24 protein-coding genes, 2 tRNA genes and 1 pseudogene are annotated in these 21609 nt (G+C 69.2%); 9 read left to right on the top strand and 18 right to left on the bottom strand.

The features are described from left to right. Positions 1-5 precede the first annotated feature (5 nt). The 6 genes from rnc to ABD209_RS12505 all read right to left on the bottom strand — a co-directional run bounded on the left by rnc (position 6) and on the right by ABD209_RS12505 (position 4976). On the bottom strand, positions 6-722 hold the full coding sequence (rnc, locus tag ABD209_RS12530) for a ribonuclease III (RefSeq protein ID WP_344066861.1): 717 nt from the start codon (positions 720-722) through the stop codon (positions 6-8). Between the two features lie 13 nt (positions 723-735). Continuing rightward, entirely contained in the window at positions 736-930 is a 195-nt protein-coding gene (rpmF, locus tag ABD209_RS12525) for a 50S ribosomal protein L32 (RefSeq protein ID WP_324387235.1), read from the bottom strand. Position 931: 1 nt separating this feature from the next. Next, a complete protein-coding gene (locus ABD209_RS12520; RefSeq protein WP_344066858.1) occupies positions 932-1519 on the bottom strand; it encodes a YceD family protein in 588 nt (195 codons plus the stop codon). A gap of 105 nt (positions 1520-1624) precedes the next feature. Beyond that, complete coding sequence (gene coaD / locus ABD209_RS12515; RefSeq protein ID WP_344066855.1) at positions 1625-2110, bottom strand: pantetheine-phosphate adenylyltransferase; 486 nt, start codon at positions 2108-2110, stop codon at positions 1625-1627. Continuing rightward, positions 2107-2823, bottom strand: a complete 717-nt coding sequence (locus ABD209_RS12510) for an RsmD family RNA methyltransferase (protein ID WP_344066852.1) — start codon at positions 2821-2823, stop codon at positions 2107-2109. Before ABD209_RS12510 ends, coaD begins: the two co-directional genes overlap by 4 nt. After that, on the bottom strand, positions 2823-4976 hold the full coding sequence (locus tag ABD209_RS12505; protein WP_344066849.1) for an ATP-dependent DNA helicase RecG: 2154 nt from the start codon (positions 4974-4976) through the stop codon (positions 2823-2825). The genes ABD209_RS12510 and ABD209_RS12505 overlap by 1 nt, the downstream gene beginning before the upstream one ends. A 146-nt stretch (positions 4977-5122) precedes the next feature. On the opposite strand from ABD209_RS12505, the gene rpmB reads away from it, so the two are divergent. Further along, positions 5123-5317: a 50S ribosomal protein L28 gene (gene rpmB, locus ABD209_RS12500; RefSeq protein ID WP_344066846.1), complete on the top strand. Its 195-nt coding sequence runs from the start codon at positions 5123-5125 to the stop codon at positions 5315-5317. 126 nt (positions 5318-5443) lie between these two features. Here rpmB and thiL read toward each other — a convergent pair whose 3' ends face one another. Next, positions 5444-6436, bottom strand: a complete 993-nt coding sequence (gene thiL / locus ABD209_RS12495) for a thiamine-phosphate kinase (protein WP_344066843.1) — start codon at positions 6434-6436, stop codon at positions 5444-5446. 98 nt (positions 6437-6534) lie between these two features. Here thiL and ABD209_RS12490 point away from each other — a divergent pair, with 98 nt between their 5' ends. Together ABD209_RS12490 and ABD209_RS12485 are read left to right on the top strand one after the other, a co-directional pair. Beyond that, positions 6535-6768, top strand: a complete 234-nt coding sequence (locus tag ABD209_RS12490; RefSeq protein WP_324387242.1) for an Lrp/AsnC family transcriptional regulator — start codon at positions 6535-6537, stop codon at positions 6766-6768. Between the two features lie 38 nt (positions 6769-6806). Beyond that, positions 6807-7229 carry a DUF3515 family protein gene (locus tag ABD209_RS12485; protein ID WP_344066840.1) on the top strand — a complete coding sequence of 141 codons (423 nt, stop codon included), beginning with the start codon at positions 6807-6809 and terminating at the stop codon, positions 7227-7229. Between the two features lie 28 nt (positions 7230-7257). Here the strand turns inward: ABD209_RS12485 and ABD209_RS12480 are convergent, their stop codons facing one another. Then, the gene (locus ABD209_RS12480) at positions 7258-8394 is read right to left on the bottom strand and encodes a D-alanine--D-alanine ligase family protein (RefSeq protein WP_344066837.1); all 1137 of its coding nucleotides are present in this window, start codon (positions 8392-8394) and stop codon (positions 7258-7260) included. A gap of 63 nt (positions 8395-8457) precedes the next feature. Here ABD209_RS12480 and ABD209_RS12475 point away from each other — a divergent pair, with 63 nt between their 5' ends. Then, positions 8458-9534 carry a trans-sulfuration enzyme family protein gene (locus ABD209_RS12475; protein ID WP_344066834.1) on the top strand — a complete coding sequence of 359 codons (1077 nt, stop codon included), beginning with the start codon at positions 8458-8460 and terminating at the stop codon, positions 9532-9534. Positions 9535-9552: 18 nt separating this feature from the next. Here ABD209_RS12475 and ABD209_RS12470 read toward each other — a convergent pair whose 3' ends face one another. Next, entirely contained in the window at positions 9553-10308 is a 756-nt protein-coding gene (locus ABD209_RS12470; RefSeq protein ID WP_344066831.1) for a lysophospholipid acyltransferase family protein, read from the bottom strand. 89 nt (positions 10309-10397) lie between these two features. Between ABD209_RS12470 and cofC the strand changes: the two genes are divergently transcribed. Further along, positions 10398-11030, top strand: a complete 633-nt coding sequence (gene cofC, locus ABD209_RS12465; RefSeq protein WP_344066828.1) for a 2-phospho-L-lactate guanylyltransferase — start codon at positions 10398-10400, stop codon at positions 11028-11030. 40 nt (positions 11031-11070) lie between these two features. After that, positions 11071-11298: a hypothetical protein gene (locus tag ABD209_RS12460; protein WP_344066825.1), complete on the top strand. Its 228-nt coding sequence runs from the start codon at positions 11071-11073 to the stop codon at positions 11296-11298. Positions 11299-11375: 77 nt separating this feature from the next. On the opposite strand, the gene ABD209_RS12455 is transcribed toward ABD209_RS12460, so the two are convergent. The 3 genes from ABD209_RS12455 to leuC form a co-directional block, all read right to left on the bottom strand. Next, positions 11376-12035 (bottom strand): HU family DNA-binding protein, encoded by a 660-nt coding sequence (locus ABD209_RS12455; protein ID WP_344066822.1) that lies wholly within the window; start codon positions 12033-12035, stop codon positions 11376-11378. A gap of 181 nt (positions 12036-12216) precedes the next feature. Next, positions 12217-12807 (bottom strand): 3-isopropylmalate dehydratase small subunit, encoded by a 591-nt coding sequence (gene leuD, locus ABD209_RS12450; RefSeq protein WP_344066819.1) that lies wholly within the window; start codon positions 12805-12807, stop codon positions 12217-12219. Position 12808: 1 nt separating this feature from the next. Beyond that, a complete protein-coding gene (leuC, locus tag ABD209_RS12445; RefSeq protein WP_344066816.1) occupies positions 12809-14224 on the bottom strand; it encodes a 3-isopropylmalate dehydratase large subunit in 1416 nt (471 codons plus the stop codon). A gap of 107 nt (positions 14225-14331) precedes the next feature. On the opposite strand from leuC, the gene ABD209_RS12440 reads away from it, so the two are divergent. Next, positions 14332-15084 carry an IclR family transcriptional regulator gene (locus ABD209_RS12440; RefSeq protein ID WP_344066813.1) on the top strand — a complete coding sequence of 251 codons (753 nt, stop codon included), beginning with the start codon at positions 14332-14334 and terminating at the stop codon, positions 15082-15084. Between the two features lie 60 nt (positions 15085-15144). On the opposite strand, the gene ABD209_RS12435 is transcribed toward ABD209_RS12440, so the two are convergent. From ABD209_RS12435 to ABD209_RS12410, 6 genes are all read right to left on the bottom strand, one after another. Next, positions 15145-15220, bottom strand: a tRNA-Glu gene (locus ABD209_RS12435). Positions 15221-15289: 69 nt separating this feature from the next. After that, positions 15290-15361, bottom strand: a tRNA-Gln gene (locus tag ABD209_RS12430). Positions 15362-15484: 123 nt separating this feature from the next. Then, a complete protein-coding gene (locus tag ABD209_RS12425) occupies positions 15485-16024 on the bottom strand; it encodes a Uma2 family endonuclease (RefSeq protein ID WP_344066810.1) in 540 nt (179 codons plus the stop codon). Between the two features lie 146 nt (positions 16025-16170). Next, complete coding sequence (locus ABD209_RS12420; protein WP_344066807.1) at positions 16171-16956, bottom strand: HAD family hydrolase; 786 nt, start codon at positions 16954-16956, stop codon at positions 16171-16173. Beyond that, positions 16943-18379: a glutamate--tRNA ligase gene (gene gltX, locus ABD209_RS12415; RefSeq protein WP_425564671.1), complete on the bottom strand. Its 1437-nt coding sequence runs from the start codon at positions 18377-18379 to the stop codon at positions 16943-16945. The genes ABD209_RS12420 and gltX overlap by 14 nt, the downstream gene beginning before the upstream one ends. A gap of 103 nt (positions 18380-18482) precedes the next feature. Continuing rightward, positions 18483-19256, bottom strand: coding sequence for a fumarylacetoacetate hydrolase family protein (locus ABD209_RS12410; RefSeq protein ID WP_344066801.1), 774 nt, complete (start codon positions 19254-19256; stop codon positions 18483-18485). A gap of 69 nt (positions 19257-19325) precedes the next feature. On the opposite strand from ABD209_RS12410, the gene ABD209_RS12405 reads away from it, so the two are divergent. Together ABD209_RS12405 and ABD209_RS12400 are read left to right on the top strand one after the other, a co-directional pair. After that, positions 19326-20204 (top strand): 3-methyladenine DNA glycosylase, encoded by an 879-nt coding sequence (locus tag ABD209_RS12405; RefSeq protein WP_344066798.1) that lies wholly within the window; start codon positions 19326-19328, stop codon positions 20202-20204. Between the two features lie 238 nt (positions 20205-20442). Next, positions 20443-21607: pseudogene (locus tag ABD209_RS12400) on the top strand (RtcB family protein). Positions 21608-21609 lie beyond the last annotated feature (2 nt).

Genomic DNA, 21609 nt, shown 5'->3' with positions numbered 1-21609 from the left:
CGTATTCAGCACGCGGGCGGCGCCAGCGCCGAGGCGGTGATGTCGTGCCAGGCCTGCTCGGCGGCCCGTTGCTCGGCGTCCTTCTTGGTCCGGCCTTCGCCGGTGCCGCGGATCACCCCGCCCACGACCGCGCTCGCCGTGAAGACCTTCTCGTGCTCGGGCCCGGCCTCGGCGATCCGGTATTCGACCGGCCCGAGGTCGCGAGAGACGCTGGCTTCTTGGAGGGAGGTCTTCCAGTCCAACCCGGCACCGAGCCGCGCCGAGGCCGCGAGCACCGGGTCGAGCAGATAGTGGACGAAGTCCGTCGCTGCCGGTAGCCCGCCGGTCAGGAAGACCGCGCCGATGACGGCCTCGGTGGCATCGGCCAGGATCGAGGCCTTGTCGCGTCCGCCCGTGCTCTCTTCACCGCGGCCGAGCAGCAGATAGTCACCGAGGGCGACGGTCCGTCCGACGTCGGCCAAGGCACGCATGTTGACGACGGCGGCGCGCAACTTGGCCAGGTGCCCCTCGGACTCAGCGGGATAGGCCCGGTAGAGGTAGTCCGTCACGACGATCCCGAGCACGGAGTCCCCGAGGAACTCCAGCCGCTCGTTGTGGGGCAACGCCCCGTTTTCGTAGGCGTAGGACCGGTGGGTCAGCGCCAACGCCAGCAGCGACCCCTCGACGGCCACGCCGCAGCCCTCCACAAGGGCGGTGCGAAGCTCGTCGATGGGCCGCTGCATGTCGCGCGTCGGCTCAGGCCTGGTGCTCGGTGCGCTCGGCGACGCCGTAGTGGCGGCCGTTGTAGGTGCCGCAGGACGGGCAGGCGACGTGCGGGACGCTCGGCGACTTGCACTGCGGGCAGGTGGTCAAGGTGATCGGCGCGGCCTTCCAGTTGGCGCGGCGCGAGCGGGTGTTGGAGCGGGACGTCTTCCGCTTCGGGACAGCCACGTCAGTTCCTCTTCTCTTGGGTGTGGTCCGCGTCGGCCGACGAGGACAGAGCCGTCAGCTGCGACCAGCGCGGGTCGAGCAGTTCATGGTGATGACCGGGGTCGTCCGCGAGGCGCGCTCCGCATTCGGAACACAACCCGGGACAGTCCGGCCGGCATACGGGCTGGAAGGGCAGTGCGAGCACGACCGCATCCACGAGCACGGGCTCGAGGTCGATGTGGTCGCCCTGAACTTCATACTCTTCGGTCTGCTCATCGACCGCCCCCGTCTTGCGATGGTGGGCGACACGCTCGGGATGAACGAAGAGCTCCTGGAAAGGTGCGGTCACCGAGGCGGTGACCGGTTCCAGGCAGCGAACGCACGATCCGGTGGCCGTGGCACGAACCTCACCGGTCGCCAGCACGCCTTCGAGGACGGACTCCAAACGGAGGCCGACCTCGAGCGGAGACCCGGCCGGCACGGCGATCACGTCGGTCCCGATGGCCTCGGGCGCCTCGATCCGCCGCGTCAGCTCCTGCATCGTCCCGGGTCGCCGGCCCAACTCCAGGGTGCTGAACACCATGGGCGAGCGAGGGTCGAGACGGTTCATGGCTCCACGCAGACTGGCAATCGGAAAGGGCCGCCCCAAGGGATGCGCGGGCAGGCCGAAGGTCAAGCCTACCGCCCGGCACGCACCCGCCCAAATCGCGGAGCGTCAGGCGCCGGGCCGTCGCGCATAGAGCGCATCGCGCACCGGATCGGGCACCATGCCCCTGATCTCACCGCCGAGCCCGCTGATCTCCTTGACCAGCGATGATGAGATATGGCCGCTCGCTGCGTCCCCTTGGATGAAGAGGGTCTCGATGCCGGTCAGCTGCCGGTTCATCAGCGCCATCGGCACCTCGTAGGCGTAGTCGCTCTCGCTGCGCAGACCCTTGAGGATCGCCGTCGCCTCGAGTTTGCGGCAGACGTCAACGATCAACTGCCCTCCGAACGCCGCGACGCGCACATTCGCCAGATCCGCGCTTGCGCCCTCGATGAAATCGATGCGCTGCTCGATCGTGAACGTCCCGGACTTCGACGGGTTGTGCAGGATCGCGACGACGACCTCGTCGAAGAGGGCGGCGGCTCGCCGGATGATATCGAGGTGCCCGACCGTGACCGGGTCGAAGGAGCCCGGGCAGACAACGCGTCGGGTCATGGCTCCACCTCGGGCTCGGTGCGGTTGGACGCGTCCGAACCTAGCAACTCCACGCCCTGCGGATCAGCGAGCGGCGGATCATCGGCCACCGCGAACCACAGCCTCGTCTCGCCATAGCGACGGCCACCGGTGCCGCTCAGTCCCGCCGGCCAGGCCGGCTCCGGCGACCGGGTCGAGCGTTCGAGCACCAGCGTCGCCCCCGGCGCGAACACCCCGCTCTTGACGAGCGCCGCGAGATCCCCCGCTAGGTCCGCCTCGGCGAGCGGGTAGGGCGGATCCGCAAACACCAGGTCGTAGGCCGTTCCCCCCGCCTCGCCGCCGAGAACCGCGTCCGCGCGCGCGTCTCCAACCGCGCCCCGGCCCGCCCCCGCGAACGCCGCCCGTATGCCAGCCCGCCCGGCAAAGCCGCGTACCGTCGCCGTCACGACGTCGGCGCGCAGGCCAAGCGCCGTGGCGTTCGAGGCGATCAACCGAGCCGTGGCCCGGTGCTCCTCGACCAAGGTGACGGTGGCCGCGCCCCGGCTGGCGGCCTCCAGCCCGAGGGCACCCGAGCCGGCATACAGATCGAGCACGCGCGCACCGGCGATCAGATCCCGCGCAACCAGGATGGAGAAGAGCGCCTCCCGGACCCGGTCCGAGGTCGGCCGCGTTGCGCTGCCCCGCGGGGTGACGAGCGCACGCCCACCCGCGCGCCCGCCGATGATCCGCGTCATCAGGCCTTCTCCAGGAAGTCGGCCTGTTCCGGCGCCAGCTCGCGCGCAACCCGGTCGGCGAGCACCAGATGCTCGGTGAGTTCCGGATCGTCCGCGACCACCGCGGCCGCGTCGACCCGAGCCGCGGCGATGATCTCCTCGTGCGCCAGCAGCGACAAGAAGCGCAGGCCGCCCCGGCTTCCGCTTTGCCGGGCCCCGAGGATGTCGCCCTCGCGCCGCTGCTTCAGGTCCAGCTGGGCCAGCTCGAAGCCGTCCGTCGTCGTCGCCACCGCGGCCAACCGCTCGGCCGCCGGCCCGCCGCCGGCTCGCGTCGTGAACAGGCACAGACCCGGGTAGGCGCCGCGCCCGATCCGGCCGCGCAATTGATGCAACTGCGAGACCCCGAAGCGGTCGGCGTCGCGGACCACCATCATCGTCGCGTTCGGGACATCGACCCCGACCTCGATCACGGTGGTGGCGACGAGGACGTCGATCTCGCCGGCGGCGAAGGCACGCATGACCTGGTCCTTCTCCTCCGACGGGAGCCGCCCGTGCAACAGTCCGACCCGCAGACCTGTCAGCGCCGGCTCGGCGCACAACACGTCATATGTCTCGAGCACGCCGATCATGTCCAGCTTCGGGGGCTCGCCTTCCTCCGGAGTAGGCAACTCGGCGGCCTCCTCGCTCGCCTGGTCGGGGCCGATCCGCGGACAGACGACGTAGGCCTGCCGCCCCGCCGCACATTCCTCAGCCACCCGCGCCCAGGTGCGTTCGAGCCACCCGGGGCGGTATTCGTCGACCACATGCGTGGTGATCGGCGAGCGCCCGGCGGGGAGTTCGTCGAGCACCGAGGTCTCCATATCGCCGAAGACCGTCATCGCGATGGTCCGGGGGATCGGAGTTGCCGTCATCACCAGCACATGCGGGGGGCGCTCGGCCTTACCGCGCAGGTTGTCACGCTGCTCGACCCCGAAGCGGTGTTGCTCGTCGACGACGACCAGGGTCAGGCCGGCGAAGTCGACCTTCTCCTGCAGCAGCGCGTGCGTGCCGACCACGATCCCGGCCGTGCCGCTGACGACGTCCAGCAGGGCCTGCCGCCGTGCGGCGGTGGACTGCGAACCGGTCAACAGAGCCACCCGGGTCCCGAGCTCGCTGCCCCCCAGCAGGCCACCCTCGGCCAGATCCCCCAGCATCGCCGTGATCGAGCGCTGATGCTGCGCCGCCAGCACCTCGGTCGGCGCGAGCAGGGCGGCCTGACCTCCAGCATCGACCGCGCTGAGCATCGCCCGCAGGGCGACGACCGTCTTGCCTGACCCGACCTCGCCCTGCAGCAGCCGGCTCATCGGCACCGACTGCCCGAGGTCCGCGGCGATCTCGGCGCTCACGCGTTGCTGGCCGGCCGTCAGCGTGAAGGGCAGCCGCGCGTCGAACGCCTGCAGCAGGGGGCCGCCGCCGCTGATGGGCACCGCCATCTGCTCGCGAGCGCGAGCCAGCCGTCGCTGGGCCAGCACGGTTTGGAGGACGAACGCCTCGCCATACCGCATCCGGTCGCGGGCCCGCGCGAGTTCGGCGCGGCTGTTCGGTCGATGCAGCAAGCGCGTCGCCCGGTCCAAACTCGGCAGGTCGTGCTTGGCGCGGATCTCGGCGGGGACCGGATCGGGCAGCGGATCGAGCGCGTCGAGGACCAGCCGCACGGCACGCACAAGGTTCCAATTGTGCAGCTTCGGGACCGCCGGATAGACCGGGAAGAGCCCCGGTAGGTCGCTGTCGCCGCTGCGATCGAGCACCGTATAGCCCGGGTGCGCCAGCTGCCAGCGCCGGTTGAAAACTCCCACCTGTCCGCCCGCAATCACCCGCACACCCGGCCGCAATTTGTCTTGATGTCCGCGCGCGGTGAAGAAGGTCATGTCGATCTCGTGCCGCCCGTCGGTCAAGGTGGCGTTGAACATCGACCCGCGCCGGGTCGTCATCTCGCGCGTCTTGGCGGACAACACCTCGCCGATCACGACGACGAACTCGCCCTCGCGCAGCTCGCTGAGGTCGCTGTCATACGCCAAGTAGCGGGTGGGAAAGAAGCCGAGCAGGTCACGCACCGTGATCAACGCCCGCTCATCGCGCAGGGTGTGCGCAGTCCGCCCGATCAGGGGCGCCAGCGTCGAGTCGAGCGTGGCCACCTGCCGAAGGGTAGTCACCCCCGGTGACACCGCGCGTTTTGCCCGATCGGCGGCCGGTCGGATAATCTTGTCCGGTTGCCCGTATGCCGTTCACCGGCCATGGGCGCCCGACGAACCTTTCGATCCCCTCTTGAAGGAGCACCACCATGGCTGCCACCTGCGATGTCTGCGGCAAGGGCCCTGGCTTCGGTCACTCCGTCTCGCACTCCCACCGTCGCACCAAGCGTCGCTGGAACCCCAACATTCAGCGGGTGCGCGCGATGGTCGGCGACGCCGGCAAGACCCCGAAGCGCCTGAACGTCTGCACCTCCTGCCTCAAGGCCGGCAAGGTCAACCGCTGACGTCATCCTGACGCACTCTCGAGAGCGGCCGAACCCCTTCGGGTCCGGCCGCTCTCGTCGTTCCCCCCGTCGAATGCCCACTCCAACCCCGTGGAGTACACACCTCAACCCCGTCGAGTGCCAACCTCAGGGGGCGGGAGGCCGGGCGAAGTGGTCCCATCCGGTGACGGGCAGCGGGCGCCCGTCCAACCAGACACCCGGCTCACCGGTACCGGCCTGCTCAACCCGCCCCAACACGCGCCAGAACGGCGGCACCTCGCCGGGGAAACAGGCGAGCAGGCTGTGCTCCTCCCCGCCGCCCAGCACGCACTGACGCGCAACACCCCGTGCGATAAAGTTCTCCGCCCAGTTCAGGTCCGCCGCCAGCGCATCCGCCTCCAGGACCAGCCGCACCCCGCTGGCCCGTGCGACCCGGTCGGCATCGCGCGAGAGGCCGTCGGAGAGGTCGATCATGGCCCCGGCCCCGGCCAGAGCAGCAACCGGGCCTTGACTCAGCGGAGCCGTGGGCGTCAGGTGGTGCGCCAGCGCCTCGACCGGGAGATCGTCGACGCCCTGCCCGCTTGACGACGCCGCGAGCAGCAAGGCCAGTCCCACCGCGGAGCGGCCCAGCGACCCGGTCACCGCGATCCTGTCGCCCGGTCGCGCCCCGGCACGGGTCACCGGATCGCGCCCCTCGAGTTCGCCGAAGGCGGTGATCGCGACCGCCCGCAGGCCCGCCGGTGCGGACGAGAGGTCACCGCCCGCGACGGACACGGCATACCGCCGGCTTTGCACGCCCAACGCGGCGGCGAACCGTTCGACCCACTCCACCGGCGTCTCGGGATCGAGCAGCAGCGTGCACAGCAGCGACGTCGGCACGGCGCCCATCGCCGCGATATCGGCCAGGTTCTGGGTGACCGCCTTGGCGGCTACCTGCGCCGGCGTCGACCAGTCGTCTCGCCAGTCTCGTCCGAGGACCAGCGCATCGGTGGTCACCACCGGGGGGCCGTCTAGCCGCAGCACCGCGGCATCGTCGCCCGGCCCGAGGACGTCGTCACGACCGCCCGCCATCAGCGGCAAGATCCCCTCGAGTAGCTGATCCTCGGTGTAGCCACCAACACCCTGGGGAGACGTCGCCATGCCCGGCACGGTAGCGTCTGACACGACGTCCCTTCCGGACGACCAGTGCCACAAGAGTCGCGGTTGCGCCTCGAACCAGCCCAACGAAGGGGAGCCCCATGGTCCAGGCCTACATCCTCATCCAGACCGAGGTCGGCAAGTCGGCGAGCGTGACGGAGGCAGTTGCCAAGATCAGCGGGGTCACTCTCGCCGAGGACGTCACCGGCCCCTACGACTGCATCGCCCGCGTCGAGGCCCCCTCGGTGGACGACCTCGGCAAGCTCGTCATTGCGCGCATCCAGGAAGTCCCCGGCATCACCCGGACGCTGACCTGCACCGTCGTCCACGTCTGACGGGCCGACCCTGGGCGGCCGCTGCGGCGGCCGCCTTCGTGGCGTCACCTCTGACTGCCTGCGGCAACGGGTCGGTCGGCCTCGCCGTGCCGTCGCACGCCGGCGCCGCCGCCTGTGCCCGTATGCCGTGGCCCACCGCTCTCGGCGAGCTCACCGCGCGCTCGACCGACCCGGCCGACCCGGCGGTCGCCGCGTGGGGTGATCCCGCCGTGATCGCCCGATGCGGTTTGACGCCGCCCGGGCCGACGACGGATCCGTGCATCACGGTCGACGGCACGGACTGGATCATCCGCGAGTTGAGCGATGGGGCCGCCTTCACCACCTTCGGCACGGATCCGGCCGTCGAGGTGCTGATCCCGAGGGCCTACGCGCCGGAGCCGATGCTGCTCACCGATTTCGATGCGGCCGTGGCCACGCTGCCGACCACCGGCCGACGCTGCGTGGGCAAATCGGCGGGTTAGGGCGACCCTGATCCCGTGGCGTCGGCCGTCAGCGCAGGCCGACCGGACGTTCGAGCGCGAGCGTGATCAACTCGTCGATCAACTCTGGATAGGTCAGCCCGCTCGCCAACCACATCTGCGGATACATCGAATAGGGCGTGAAGCCGGGCATCGTGTTGATCTCGTTGATCAGCACATCACCGCCTTCGGTGTAGAAGCAATCCACCCGGGCCAGCCCCTCGCAGCCGAGGGCGAGGAAGGCCCGCGCCGCCAACTCCTGGATGCGCGCCTCGATATCCGCCGGCACATCAGCGGGGCAGGTCAGCTCGACCGAGTCGTCGGTGTCGAGATATTTCGCCTCGAAGTCGTAGAAGTCGTGACCATGCCCCGAGCGCACGACGATCTCGCCCACCCGCGACGTCCGAGGCGGGGCGCCGTCATGACCCTCGAGCACGCCACACTCGATCTCGCGCCCGACGATCCCGGCCTCGACCACGACCTTCAGGTCATGCTGCCGGGCGTTCTCAACCGCCGCGTCGAGGTCGTCCATCGAGGTCACCTTGGTAATGCCCATCGACGACCCGGCCCGGGCCGGCTTGACGAAGACGGGCATACCGAGACCGGCCACCGCATCCCGCGCAGCCGCCGGGTCGTGACGCCACTGCGCATCGGTGATCACCGTGAACGGCCCCACCGGCAGTGCCGCGCCGGCGAAGACGACCTTCATGAAGTGCTTGTCCATGCCGGCCGCCGACGCGAGGACGCCGCTGCCGACATAGCGGATGTCGGCGAGTTCGAGCATCCCCTGAACCGTCCCGTCCTCACCGAACGGGCCGTGCAGCAGGGGGAAGACGACGTCGACATCGCCCAGCTCCTGCGGCATCTCGCCGCGATCGAGCACGCGCAGCCCGCGTTCGCGCGTGCTCGTGGGCACGACGACACCGGGTGCGCTCTCCGGGACCGCCGGCACGTGGCCGCGCCGCAACTCCAGGGGCTCGGGGTCGTCGGGAAGAAGCACCCACCGACCGTCGGGCGCGATCCCGATCGGGAGCACGTCATACCGGCGGCGGTCGATCGCGCGCAGCACACCCCCGGCGGTCGCGCACGAGACGGCGTGTTCGGAGGAGCGCCCGCCAAAGAGCAGGGCGACCCGGATCTTGCTCTGCGCGTTGTCCATTGCACTCATCACGCTCGACACTATCCCGGGCCTGCGCGCCCGTCTCGGACGTGACGGCCTATTGTCGCCCGTATGTCGACACCCCAATCCGCTTCGCGCCCGGCGACCACGGTGGTCGCCACCGGCCGGCCGCCGGCCGAGCCCGGGGCCGGCGTCGTGATCCCCCCGACGTTCACATCGACCTATGTCGTCGGCACCGACCTGCGGTATGCCCGCGCGGGCAACCCCACGTGGACCGCCTTCGAGGACGTGCTCGGCGCACTCGAAGGCGGCGAGGCCCTGCTCTACTCCTCGGGTATGGCGGCGGCGAGCGCCGCGCTGACGCTCGTGCCGCACGGGGCGACGATCGTGGCGCCGGCCGGGGCATACAACGGCGTGGACACCGTGCTGCGCGAGGGCGAGACCGCCGGCCGATGGCTCGTGCGCTGGGTCGATGTCAGCGACGCCGATGCGGTGGCCGCAGCGATCCCGGGCGCCGCGCTCGTCTGGCTCGAATCACCGACCAACCCATTGCTCCAGGTCGCCGATCTCGCCGCGGCCGCCGAGGTCGCGCAGCGCGAGTGCGCCGTGGTCGTCGTCGACAACACCTTCGCCACGCCGCTCCTGCAACGACCGCTCGAACTAGGCGCCGACATCGTGTTGCACTCGGCGACGAAATACCTCTCGGGCCACTCCGATGTGATCCTCGGCGCGTTGGTCACCCGCGACGCGCGGTTGCACGCCGCGTTGCTGTCGGCGCGCACTCTGGGCGGCGCGATCCCCGGCCCGATGGAAGCCTGGCTAGCCACCCGCGGAATCCGCACTCTCGCAGTCCGATTCGACCGGGCGTGCAGCAATGCCGCGATTCTGGCCGCCCGTCTCGGCGACCTCGCCGGAGTATCGCGCGTGCGCTATCCCGGCTTCGGCGCGATGATCTCGATCGAGCTCGCGGGCGATGCCGAGAGCGCAGATGCCGTGTGCGCCGCGCCCAGCCTCATCAGCAACTCGACCTCACTCGGCGGCGTCGAAACCCAGTGGGAGCGCCGTCGCGCCATCCCCAACGAGCCGGTGACGACACCGGAGACCTTGGTGCGCATCAGTGTCGGCATCGAGGACGTCGAGGACATCTGGACCGATATCGTCACCGCGCTCGCTGCGGCCGGCAGCTGAGCGACGGTTCCCGCCACCTCAGCCGTCCTTGCGCTCTGGCCGCCCAAATTCGGTCATCCCGTGCGCGGCCGGGTCGTAGCGCACTGGCGGAGCCGCGTGGCCGCGCAGGGCGGCCACCTGTGCCGTGAGCGCCGCCATGATCCGGTCGGTCGCCTCGCTGGCGGCGACACGTTGGTCAGGAGCGTCATACAGATCGCTCAGATCGACCGGGGTGCCGACGTCGATGCGCATCGTCTTGCGCGGAAAGAGGTGGACCGAGCGGCCGTACGGCATCATCAACTCCTGCGGCCCCCACATCGCCACCGGGATCACCGGGCAGCGCGTCTCCAGGGCGACGCGCGCGGCACCCGTCTTGCCGCGCATCGGCCACAGGTCGGGGTCGCGCGTCAATGTGCCCTCGGGATACATCGCGACGGCGGCGCCGGCCCGGACCGCATCGACGGCCGCTCGGTAGGCGTCGATCGCGCGCGAACTGCCGCGATAGACTGGGATCTGCCCGGCCCGCCGCACGATCCAACCGATCACCGGATATTCGAAAACGCTCGACTTGCCGAGGAAGAGCACCGGGCGGCCGACGTCGTACATCAGATGCCCGAACATGACGAAATCCGTGTGCGACAAGTGATTCGGGCAGGCGATGAACCCGCCCTCGCCCGGGAGATTCTCCACTCCGGTCCAGTCGCGTTTGGTCAGCACCAGGAGCAACGGCCGAAGCACGCGAACGACGAACTTGTAGGCCCGCGGCAAGTCGCGTTGCTGGGTCGTCTTCGCCATTGAACCTCTATCTCGTGCCTGCGACACCTGGGCCGGCCCGCTTAGCGGGCCGCCCGGCAGCCTACTTCCGCCATGACATCATCACCGGCATGACACCGCCCGACGCGCGCGCCCAGGGGTGGCGGGTCGTCATCCCGGCGCAGGGAGCGCCCAACGGCAAATCGCGTCTGCACCATCCCCAACGCGCGGCGTTGAGTCGCGCTCTCGCCCGTGACACGCTCGAGATGGCGGCCCTGGCCGTGGGTGCCGACCGGCTCCTCGTCGTCACCGGCGATGACGACATCCGCGGGTATGCCGAGGGCGTCGGCGCGCGCGTGCTCACCGATCCGGGAGGGGGCCTGAACGCCGCCATCCGCGCGGGGGTCGTCGCGCTCGGCCCGGGCCCGGTCGCCGCCTTACTCGGGGACATCCCGTCGGCCCGCGCCGAGGACCTGGCGACCGCCCTCGCGGCCTGCGCCGCGGTCGGCCATGGCGTCGTCCCCGATCACACGGGCGTGGGCTCGGTGCTCCTGGCCGCGTATGACGGTGCCCTCACTCCGGACTTCGGGCCCGCCTCCGCGCAGCACCACCTCGCCGCGGGCTATCGCCCCGTCGGGCAGGAACTGGCACGCCTGCGGCGCGATGTGGACGTGCACGATGACTTGGCCAGCGTGCTTGCGTTCGGGTGCGGACGGCATACGGCCGAGGTGCTCGCGGGCTGGGCGCCGATCGGCAGCGACTGACGCGCACGGCTCCGGCGCCGAAGCAGCCTAGAGTTGAGGGATGCAAGGCAGCGTCCACCGCTACGACATCGAGACCGGCGACGGGTCGGTGCTGCTCGATGACGGCCGCGAATTGCCCTTCCCCGGCGCGGCGCTCGACGGCAGCGGATTGCGCCATCTGCGGGTCGGTCAGCGTGTGAGTCTGGGTGTCGCCGGCCCCGGCACCGAGCGGCCGGAGATCACCCGGGTCTGGATCGTCGGCATCGGCGACGGGGAGTCCATTCGCTAGCGCCGCAATGCCTTTCGCCTAGACAAACGCGACTGCCCGGCACCTCAAAGGGTGCCGGGCAGTTCGCGGTGCAGCGTTCAGGCCTTCTTGCGCGTCGTGGTCTTCTTGGCGGCCGTGGTCGACTTCGCGGCGGCCTTCGCCGGCGCTGCCTTCGCCGGCGCTGCCTTCGCCGCCTTCGTGGCCGCAGCCTTGGTGGTGGCAGCCTTCGCCGTGGCGGCCTTGGTCGCGGCGGCCTTGGTCGCGGTGGCCTTGGTCGCCGCCTTCGCCGGCGCCGCCTTGGTCGTGGTCTTGGCGGCAGACTTTGCCGGAGCGGCCTTGGTCGCCGACTTGGCGGGCGCGGCCTTGGTGGCGGCGCGCTTGGCCGCGGCCGTCGTCGTCTTGGCCGCAGTCTTCGCCGGCGCAGCCGCCGCCTTCGCCGCGGCGCTGGACGCGCGGGCGAGCGGGGTCACCTTGGGCAGGCTCTTGGGGTTCTTGACGTAGTCCTTGAACTTGGCGCTCGCGGTGAACCGTGGCACCGAGGTCTTGCGGATCTTGACGACATCACCGGTGCGCGGGTTGCGCCCGGTGCGCGCAGCGCGCGCCGCCTTCTCGAAGGTCCCGAAGCCGGTCAACGCGACCTTGCCGCCCTTCGACACCTCGGTGACGATCGTTTCGAGCACTGCCTCGACGGCGTCGACGGCGGCCTTCCGGCTCCCGAGTCGCGCCTCGAGCGCATTCACCAGATCAGCTTTGTTCACGAGACCAACTCCGTTGTCACTCCATGCCGGTTGGGCCGGCGACCCTCGGGGTCGTGCAACTTCGCCGACCTCCACCGCTGACGGTAGGGCGCGCGGGCGCGTTAGTCCACTATTGGCAAGCAACGAGTTTGTTGTGTCGCAACGACATTTGTTCGGCGACAGCCGATCATTAGAGCGAAAGTCAGGCGGTCACAGTCGGTTTGAAGGCCGGCCGCGTCTTCTCGTATGCCGTGACGTCGCCTTCGTGACGCAGCGTCAGGCCGATGTCGTCGAGCCCTTCGAGCAGACGCCAGCGCGTGTAGTCGTCGACGTCGAAGGGCACGACGATGTCGCCCGCGGTAATCGTGCGCGAGACCAAATCCACTGTGACAGAAGCACCTGGCTCGTTTTCGAGATACTTCCAGATCAATTCGACATCGTGCTGGGCGGCAACGGCCGTCAGCAGGCCCTGCTTGCCCGAGTTGCCGCGGAAGATGTCCGCGAAGCGCGAGGAGATGACGACGCGGAAGCCGTAGTTCATCAGCGCCCAGACCGCGTGTTCGCGTGAGGAGCCGGTCCCGAAGTCGGGGCCGGCGACGAGAACGGATCCCGCGGCATACGCCGGATCGTTGAGCACGAAACTCTCGTCGCCGCGCCACGCGGCGAAGAGGCCGTCCTCGAATCCGGTGCGCGTCACCCGCTTGAGATAGACGGCTGGAATGATCTGGTCGGTGTCAACATTGCTGCGACGCAATGGGACGCCGACGCCGGTGTGCGTCGTGAAGGCCTGCATGTCAGTTGCTCCCAGCGGTGGCGGGCTCGAGGTCGGCGGGCGTGGACAAGGTGCCGCGGATGGCCGTCGCCGCGGCGACAAGAGGACTGACCAGATGCGTGCGTCCACCCTTGCCCTGGCGTCCCTCGAAGTTGCGGTTCGAGGTCGATGCCGATCGCTCGCCCGGCGTGAGTTGGTCGGCGTTCATGCCCAAGCACATCGAGCAGCCGGGCAGTCGCCACTCCGCGCCGGCCGCGGTGAAGACCGCGTCCAAGCCCTCGGCCTCGGCCTGCAGTCGCACGCGGGCCGACCCAGGCACGACGAGCATTCGCACCCCGTCCGCCACCGTCCGGCCCTTGACGATCGCTGCGGCAGCGCGCAGGTCCTCGATCCGGCCGTTCGTGCACGAGCCGACGAAGACGGTGTCCACGGCGATCTCGCGCAGGGGCGTGCCCGCGGTCAGCCCCATATAGGCCAGGGCGGCCTCCGCGGCGGCACGCTCGGTGTCGTCAGGGATCAGCGCGGGGTCGGGCACGGCGGCGCCGAGCGGCGCGCCTTGGCCGGGGTTCGTGCCCCATGTCACGAAGGGAGTCAGGGAGGAGGCGTCGATGCGCACGACCTCATCGAAGGTTGCGTCGTCCTCGGAGCGCAGCGTCGACCAGTAGGCGACGGCATCGTCCCAGTCGGCCCCTGTCGGCGCGTGGGGGCGATCCTTGAGGTAGTCGAAGGTGGTCTGGTCGGGAGCGATCAGACCGGCTCGCGCACCGGCCTCGATCGACATATTGCAGACCGTCATTCGCGCTTCCATCGACAGAGCGCGGATCGCCGAGCCACGGTATTCCAGGACATAGCCCTGACCACCGCCGGTGCCGATCTTGGCAATGACGGCCAGGATGACGTCCTTGGCCGTGACGCCCTCGGACAGGTCGCCATCGACCTCGATGGCCATCGTCTTGAAAGGCTTGAGCGAGAGGGTTTGGGTGGCGAGGACGTGCTCGACCTCGCTGGTGCCGATGCCGAAGGCGAGCGCACCGAAGGCTCCGTGAGTGGAGGTGTGACTGTCGCCGCATACGATCGTCATCCCGGGCTGCGTCAGCCCGAGTTGGGGGCCGACGACGTGGACGATGCCCTGCTCGGCGTGGCCCATCGGATAGATCTCGACACCGAACTCGGCACAGTTGCGGCGCAGTGTCTCGACCTGGGTCAGGCTCACTGGGTCGGTGATCGGACCGGGGGTGGTCGGGACGTTGTGGTCCTCGGTGGCGAGCGTCAGCTCGGGGCGCCGCACCTGGCGGCCGCTGAGCCGCAAACCGTCGAAGGCCTGCGGACTGGTGACCTCGTGGACCAGGTGGAGATCGATGTAGAGGATGTCCGGCTCGCCGTCGGCGCTGCGAACCACATGGTCCGCCCAAACCTTTTCGGCCAGCGTGCCTGCCATCATTGCCTCCAAGAAATGCGTGCGCGAACCAGGCGTCCCGGCCAGGCTCGCACGGGTTTAGGACCCTCGAACTTGCGTCTCAGGCAATGAGACGGCAATATCAAGACATGGACAACTCCAGTGGGGTCGGCGTCCTCGACAAGGCCGCCATCGTCTTGGGGGCTCTCGAATCGGGACCAGCCACCCTTGCTCAACTCGTCACGGCCACCGGCCTGGCCCGGCCGACCGCCCATCGCCTCGCGGTCGCCCTGGAGCACCACCGCCTCGTCTCCCGCGATCTGCAGGGCCGCTTTGTGCTCGGCCCGCGCCTAGGCGAGCTCGCCGCGTCGGCCGGCGAGGACCGCCTGCTGGCTGCCGCCGGCCCGGTGCTCGGGGCCTTGCGCGATCACACCAATGAGAGCGCTCAACTCTTCCGCCGGCAAGGCGACCACCGCGTCTGCGTGTCGGCCGCCGAGCGCCCGGTCGGCCTGCGTGACTCCATCCCCGTCGGCGCGACCTTGTCGATGCACGCTGGCTCCGCCGCCCAGGTGCTACTTGCCTGGGAGGAGCCGGACCGGCTGCACCGCGGTCTGCACGGCGCTGCCTTCAACGCGACCACCCTCTCCGGCGTCCGCCGTCGGGGCTGGTCCCAGAGCGTCGGTGAGCGCGAGCCCGGAGTGGCCTCGGTCTCCGCGCCCGTGCGCAGCCCCTCCGGTCGCGTGATCGCCGCCGTGTCGATCTCCGGCCCGATCGAGCGCCTCTCCCGCCAGCCCGGCCGGCTGCACGCCGCCACGGTCATGGCAGGAGCCAACAAACTCACCGAAGTCCTGACCCGCCACGCCGCCGCCCAGGAAGCTGCCGCCCGCGCCCAGTCCGAATAGGGAAGCGGTCGGCGGCATACGCGAAGGCCCCCTGCCTGAGGACAGGGGGCCTTCGACTGCTGGTAGCCCCGACGGGGTTCGAACCCGCGCTACCGCCTTGAGAGGGCGGCGTGCTAGACCGCTACACAACGGGGCCGTGCTACAGCGGAGCAACCTTAGCCGACGGCCTAGTCAATCTCCGAATCACCGCGATCACGGTGCTGCGCTGGGGTACCAGGACTCGAACCTAGAATGAGTGAACCAGAATCACTAGTGTTGCCAATTACACCATACCCCAAGGGGTATCGCCTCCCCTTCGTGCCGAAGCACGCGCGGGCCGCGAACCGAAGGTGAATACTACCCGCTCCCCCGCAGGCCCCCCAAATCGCGGTTGCCCACCCCGTGGTGCACGGATGCCGGGTCACGTCACCAGGTCGGCGGGGACGATCTCGACCTCGACCGGCATATGCAGGCGCAGCGACTCGCTACCCACGGCCCGGCCGACCTCGGCATACCGTCCCTCGTGCAACTCCCACGCGGTGATCGAGGGCTCGTCTGGATCGATGACCCAGTACGCCGCACACCCTCCTGACTCGTAGAGCGCCCGTTTGATCCCCAGGTCTAAGCGCCGAGTACTCGGCGAGAGCACCTCGATGGCAAGCAGTGGAGCGACCGGCAGATCGCGAGACGTCAAGGCGGTCCGCGCTGCGATCAGCAGATCGGGTTGCAGCACGGTGGCCGGTCCCAGGACGACGTCGAGCGGCGCCGCGAGCAGGCGCTGCCCAGTCGGTATGGCTGGCAGCAAGCGCTTGATGAGCTCCATTTGAATCAGTTGATGACGCGGACTCGGCGCCGGGGTCATGACCAACACCCCGTCGATGAGTTCATGTCGCCGCCCATCGTCCGGGAGCGCATCGAGGTCCGAACGCGTGAACGGCGCCCCTAGCGAGACCGTGGTCATGACACTCATCGTCCCTCACTTTCCCCTCGGCAACCATCCCCCCAGTCCTGGCGGGCTCCGTTAGCGACCATGCGCGACTATCCACAGGTTCGCGGGCGAAGGAGCGGAAGCCTTCGAGGGTGTCCTTTGAGCGTCGCCCGCCGAGCTCAGGACAACCGCATGCCCAGCCGGCCAGGGCGGACCACCTCGAGCGTGTCGATCACCGCGATCCCCCGCCTCGTCACCTCCGCCCGCACGCTCTCGTCGAGGGCGCCGTCGCGCACCAGCCACGCCGCTCGCAGCCCCGCACCGACGGCCCCGAGCGGGTCGGCGTGCAGCTCGTCCCCGATGTGCAAGGTGCGCGCCGGGTCGGTTCCGAGTTGCCGGCAGGCCTCGTGGAAGGCGCGCGCGTCCGGCTTGCCGAAGCCGAGCGTGTCACGTGTACAGACCACATCGGTGACACCAGCCAAGCTCGTATGCCGCAGCTTCGCCGCCGTATAGTCGGCGCCCGAGTTCGTCAGCAATCCAATGCGTATACCGTTGTCCTGCAACGCCGTCAGGCAGGCGGGCGCGTCCTTGAAGGTCTGCAAGGCGGCCACGAACGCCGGCTCGTATGCCGCGTCGAAAGCCGCCCGAGCGACCTGCCCGTCCGCTGCGCCCAGCCAGGCTCCGAGGTCGGCGATCCGCGCCGCCCGCATGGCAGCGAAGGTCAGTTCGCCGCGGGTGTAGGCCCCGAAGAACCCGCCGGGATCCGACCGGAACCGCACGCCCGCAATCGCGAGCCGTTGCGGGTCGGCGTCCGGCCAGAGCACGGCCGCAGCGGCAGCGCCGGCCAGGTGCATCGCCGCCGCCGTATCGATGAGGGTGTCGTCGAGGTCGAAGAGCACTCCGTCGATCAGCACGTCCTCGGCGGGGTGAGCCACGGCATACGGCAATCGGTCAGAGGGTGGCACGCAGGGCGTGCAGGCGCGCCAGGGTCGAGGTCTTGCCGAGAATCTCCATCGATTCAAAGAGCGGCGGTGAGATCTTGGCACCGGAGACCGCCGTGCGCACCGGCCCGAAGGCGACTCGCGCCTTGAGGCCCAACTCCTCCACCAGGACCCGACGCAGGGTCGCCTCGAGGTTCGCGGCATTCCAGGCAGTGCCGGCGATCAGGTCGGCCAGGTGGTCGTCGATGTCACCCAGCGCGGCGATCGCGGCATCGAGCACCCGCGGTGCATCCGCACCAAGGTCGGCCCGCGCGTCGTCGTTGATCACCAGCATGTCGTCAGCGGTGAAGAAGGGCGCGACCAGCGGCACCGACTCGCTCAACAAGACGATGCGGGTCTGGATCAGCTCGGCGACCGACTTCAGCCGGCCCAACACCCCCAGGCTCGGCGATCCCGACAACACTCCGGCCCGCTCGAGATAGGGCAGCAACCGCGAGGTGAGATCACCGAGTTCGAGGTCGCGGATATAGACGCCATTGAGCCACTGCAGCTTCTTCAGGTCGAAGATCGGCCCGACCGGATTGACCTTCGCCCACGCGAAGTCGCGCGAGAAGTCGGCGAACGTGAACTTCTCGACGTCATCGCCCTCGGCATCCTGCGCCGGCGGATAGGCAAGCAGCGCAAGGAAGTTCACGAGCGCTTCCGGCAGATAGCCCTCCTCGACGAACCACGTCAGCCGGGCCGCGGGATTCTTGCGCTTGGAGATCTTGGACTTGTCGGCATTGCGCAGCAGCGGCATGTGCGCGAACGCCGGCGCCTTGAGCCCGAGCCACTTGTAGAGCAGCAGGTGCTTGGGCGTGGAGGAGATCCACTCCTCGCCGCGCACCACATGGGTGATCTTCATCTCGTGGTCGTCGACGACGACGGCGAGGTGATAGGTCGGGAAGCCGTCGGCCTTGAGAATGACCTGATCGTCCGGCCGGGGGGCGTTGACCTCGCCGCGGATCAGGTCGGTAAAGGTCAACTCGACGTCGTCGGGGATGAACATCCGCACGACCGGCTTGTCGGTGAAGCCGGGCAACTCGCGCCGTTCCGTCTCCGACTTCCCGTGACAGAGGCGGTCATACCCGGTGGGCTGCTTGTTCTTCTGTTGCTCCTCGCGCATCTGCTGCAGCCGCTCGGCGCTGCACCAGCACGTGTAGGCGTGCCCCGACTTCAGCAGCTTTTTGACATAGGGCTTGTAGGTGTCGAGCCGCTCGGACTGGCGGTAGGGGCCGACCGGGCCGCCGATATCGGGACCTTCGTCCCACTGCAGACCCAGCCAGTGCAGGGTGTCGAAAACCTGCTGCTCGCTGTCGGCGCGAAAGCGCGCCCGGTCGGTGTCCTCGATCCGCAAAAGGAACTGCCCACCCTGCTGACGGGCATACGCCAGGTTGAAGAGCGACATATACGCCGTGCCGACGTGCGGATCGCCCGTCGGCGACGGCGCGACGCGCAGGCGGACCGGACCGAGTTTGTGCTTGCTCACGGGTCGCAAGTGTAGGAGCGTGTCAGTCCCGCCGCAGGAACGGATTGGCCAGTATGCCGATCCCGTCGATCTCGACCTCCACCCGGCTGCCCTGGTCGACCGTGCCGACACCCGCTGGCGTCCCGGTCAGGATGACGTCGCCGGGCAGCAGCGTGAAGGCCTGGGTGAGGTAGGCGATGAGCGTCGGAATGTCGAAGATCAGGTCGGCGGTCGTGCCGTCCTGCTTGACCTCGCCGTCGACGCGGGTGACCAGGCGCAGATCGCTGACGTCGAGGTCGGTGGCGATCGCCGGCCCGAGGGGACAAAAAGTGTCCATGCCCTTCGCGCGTGCCCACTGGCCGTCGCCGCGCTGCAGGTCGCGAGCGGTCACGTCATTGGCGCAGGTGTAGCCAAAAATCACCTCGTTGGCGCGCTCCTTGGGCACCGACTTCGCGATTCGGCCGATGACCACGGCCAACTCCCCCTCGTAGCTGACCTCCTGGGTGATCGAGGGGATGATCACGGGGTCGTCCGGGCCGACGACGGCGGTGTTGGGGACGAGGAAGACCAGCGGCGAGGTGGGAATGTCGTTGCCCATCTCCTTGGCGTGGTCGGCGTAATTGCGCCCGATCCCGATCACCTTGCTGCGCGGGATGACGGGCGCGAGGAGTCGGACCGCGTCGGCCGGCACCCGCCGCCCGGTGAAGGTCACGCCCTGGTAGAGCGGGTCACCGACGATCTCGGCGATGACGCCGCCGTCCTCTTCCAAGACGCCGTATGCCGGGTCCTCCCCGGTCGTGAATCGCACGATTCGCATGAGGGTCAGCCTAAGCCGGGCGGGTTCGCCGGTGACCGGGGCCGCCCGACGCAGGGATAGCGTGGGAGTGTGCATCCGGTTCGCCTCCCCCCGACGGACTGGGCCGCCCGGGAAGTGGCGCACCTCGCCCGAGTCGAAGAGCTGGTGGCCGGCCACGAGGCTCGGCGTCGCGGTGCCGTCGAGCACCCCGTGGAGGACTTCCTCTTCGTCTACTACAGCAATCCGCCGGGCAAGCTGCGCCGGTGGCATCCCGGCCCCGGCATCGTGCTCGAGGACGCCGGACGTATGCCGCGCGCCTCCTGGCGCCACTACGTCACCGACTGCTGTGGCGGGGTCGCGCTGGACGTGGATCACTTTGCCGCAGAACGTGGTTCGACGGTTGCGTTCGTCCGCTCGCTGCTGGCGGCCACGGTGGGGCGGGCGCCGCATACGGGGTGTTTCGGGTTGCACGAGTGGGCGATGGTCTATCGCTCGCAGGAGGTGCGGCATACGGCCTATCGGTTGCGCCTGAGTCCGGCCGAGACCGACGAGGTGGTGGACGTGCACCAGATCCGGTGCACGCACTACGACGCCTTCCGGTTCTTCACTCCGGCGGCGTCCCCGCGAAACGCGTTGCAGCCCAACCGGGATTCGCAAGTTCAGCTCGAGCAGCCAGGGTGTCTGCACGCCGGGATGGACGTCTACAAATGGTGTTTCAAGCTCGCGCCACTGGTGCCTGGCGAGTTGACCCTGGATGCCTTCGATCTGGCCCGCGGGCTCCGCACGCTCGACATGCGTGCCTCGCCCTACGACCTGCGCGACCTTGGCTACGAGCCGATCCCGATCGAAACTGCCGCGGGCAAGGCGGCCTATGTCAGCGCGCAGCGTGCCTTCGCCGAGCGGAGCAATGCACTGCGCCTGCGCCTGCTCGACGTCCTGGACACCATTGCCCGCCCTGCCGTTCGGTAGCGGTGGCCGTGTTTGCCGCAAGTTGTCGTGCATGAGGTGCACTGGGCTGCACTTAATGCACGACAAGGAGGAGATACCTGTGGCCGCGTCGCCCGACTCTTGAGCGCCACGACGGTTCACCGCGACGTGGTCACCACGGAAATCGGGTGCGCGGCCTCGTTGCCTGCCCCTATCGTGGGCGGGCTCGGCAGATCGCGGACAGCGCTCTCACAGCGCATGGTTTGGAAAGCAGCGATTCATGGAGAAGCTCCAGCCCAAGCTGTTCAACTGGGGCAGCATCCTCGACCCGCAGACCCGCGCCCAGGCCGAGCAGACCTCGCGCCTGCCGTTCATCCACCCGCACCTGGCGCCGATGCCCGATGCCCACTTGGGCCTGGGCGCGACGGTCGGGTCCGTCATTCCCACCCTCGGGGCCGTGATTCCGGCCGCCGTCGGCGTCGACATTGGCTGCGGGATGATCGCTGTGCGCACCCAGCTGACCGAGGCGGACCTGCCTACGGACCGGCGGCCGGTGCGCGAGGCGGTCGAGCGGGCAATTCCGCTCTCAGCCGGCGCCGGCGATCAGGCCATCGCGCGCGAGCACACCCGTGACCGGGTCGCAGCGTTGACCAACGCCGCCGTGCGCGCCGAGTTCGATCCCGCGCGCTTCCTCGGGCAGTGGGACCTGCAGCTCGGCACGCTCGGGTCCGGCAATCACTTCATCGAGATCACCCGGGACGAGACGGGTCTGGTTGTTCCTGCATTCGGGCTCTCGGGGTGTCGGCAACAAGATCGCCCAGCACCACATCGACGTCGCGCAGATGCTCTGCGAGCGGTGGTGGATTCCCTTGCCGCACAAAGACCTTTCCTACCTCGTGGAAGGCACCGACGAGTTCTGGGCCTACATCCGGCAGATGCGCTGGGCGCAGACCTACGCCCTGCTCAACCGTGAGGAGATGATGGATCGGCTGGTCGCCTGTGTCGAGGAGTGGCTCGGCGTCACGGTGGATCGGCAGGAGGAGATCAACTGCCACCACAACTACACCGAGCAGGAGGAGCACTTCGCCAAGCCCGTCTGGCTCTCTCGCAAGGGTGCTATCTCGGCGCGGGCCGGCGAGCCCGGCTTGATCCCCGGATCGATGGGCACTGCGTCGTATGTCGTTGCGGGACTGGGCAATCGACGTGCCCTGAACTCGGCGCCGCACGGTGCCGGCCGCGTGCACTCGAGGTTATCGGCCCGGCGCACCTTCACGATGGACCAGCTGCGCGAGGCGATGGCCGGCGTGGAGTTCCGCGACACCGATGCCTTCATCGATGAGATCCCGGCGGCGTACAAAGACATTGGCCAGGTGATAGCGGATGCGGCAGACCTGGTCGAGGTGCGGCATACGCTCCGTCAGCTGGTAAATGTCAAAGGGGACTAGGG

The organism is Nostocoides vanveenii (genome assembly GCF_039531165.1).
Taxonomy (GTDB): domain Bacteria; phylum Actinomycetota; class Actinomycetes; order Actinomycetales; family Dermatophilaceae; genus Nostocoides_A; species Nostocoides_A vanveenii.
The sequence above is the reverse complement of the archived record's forward strand: the minus strand, read 5'-3'. Positions and strand labels throughout refer to the sequence as shown.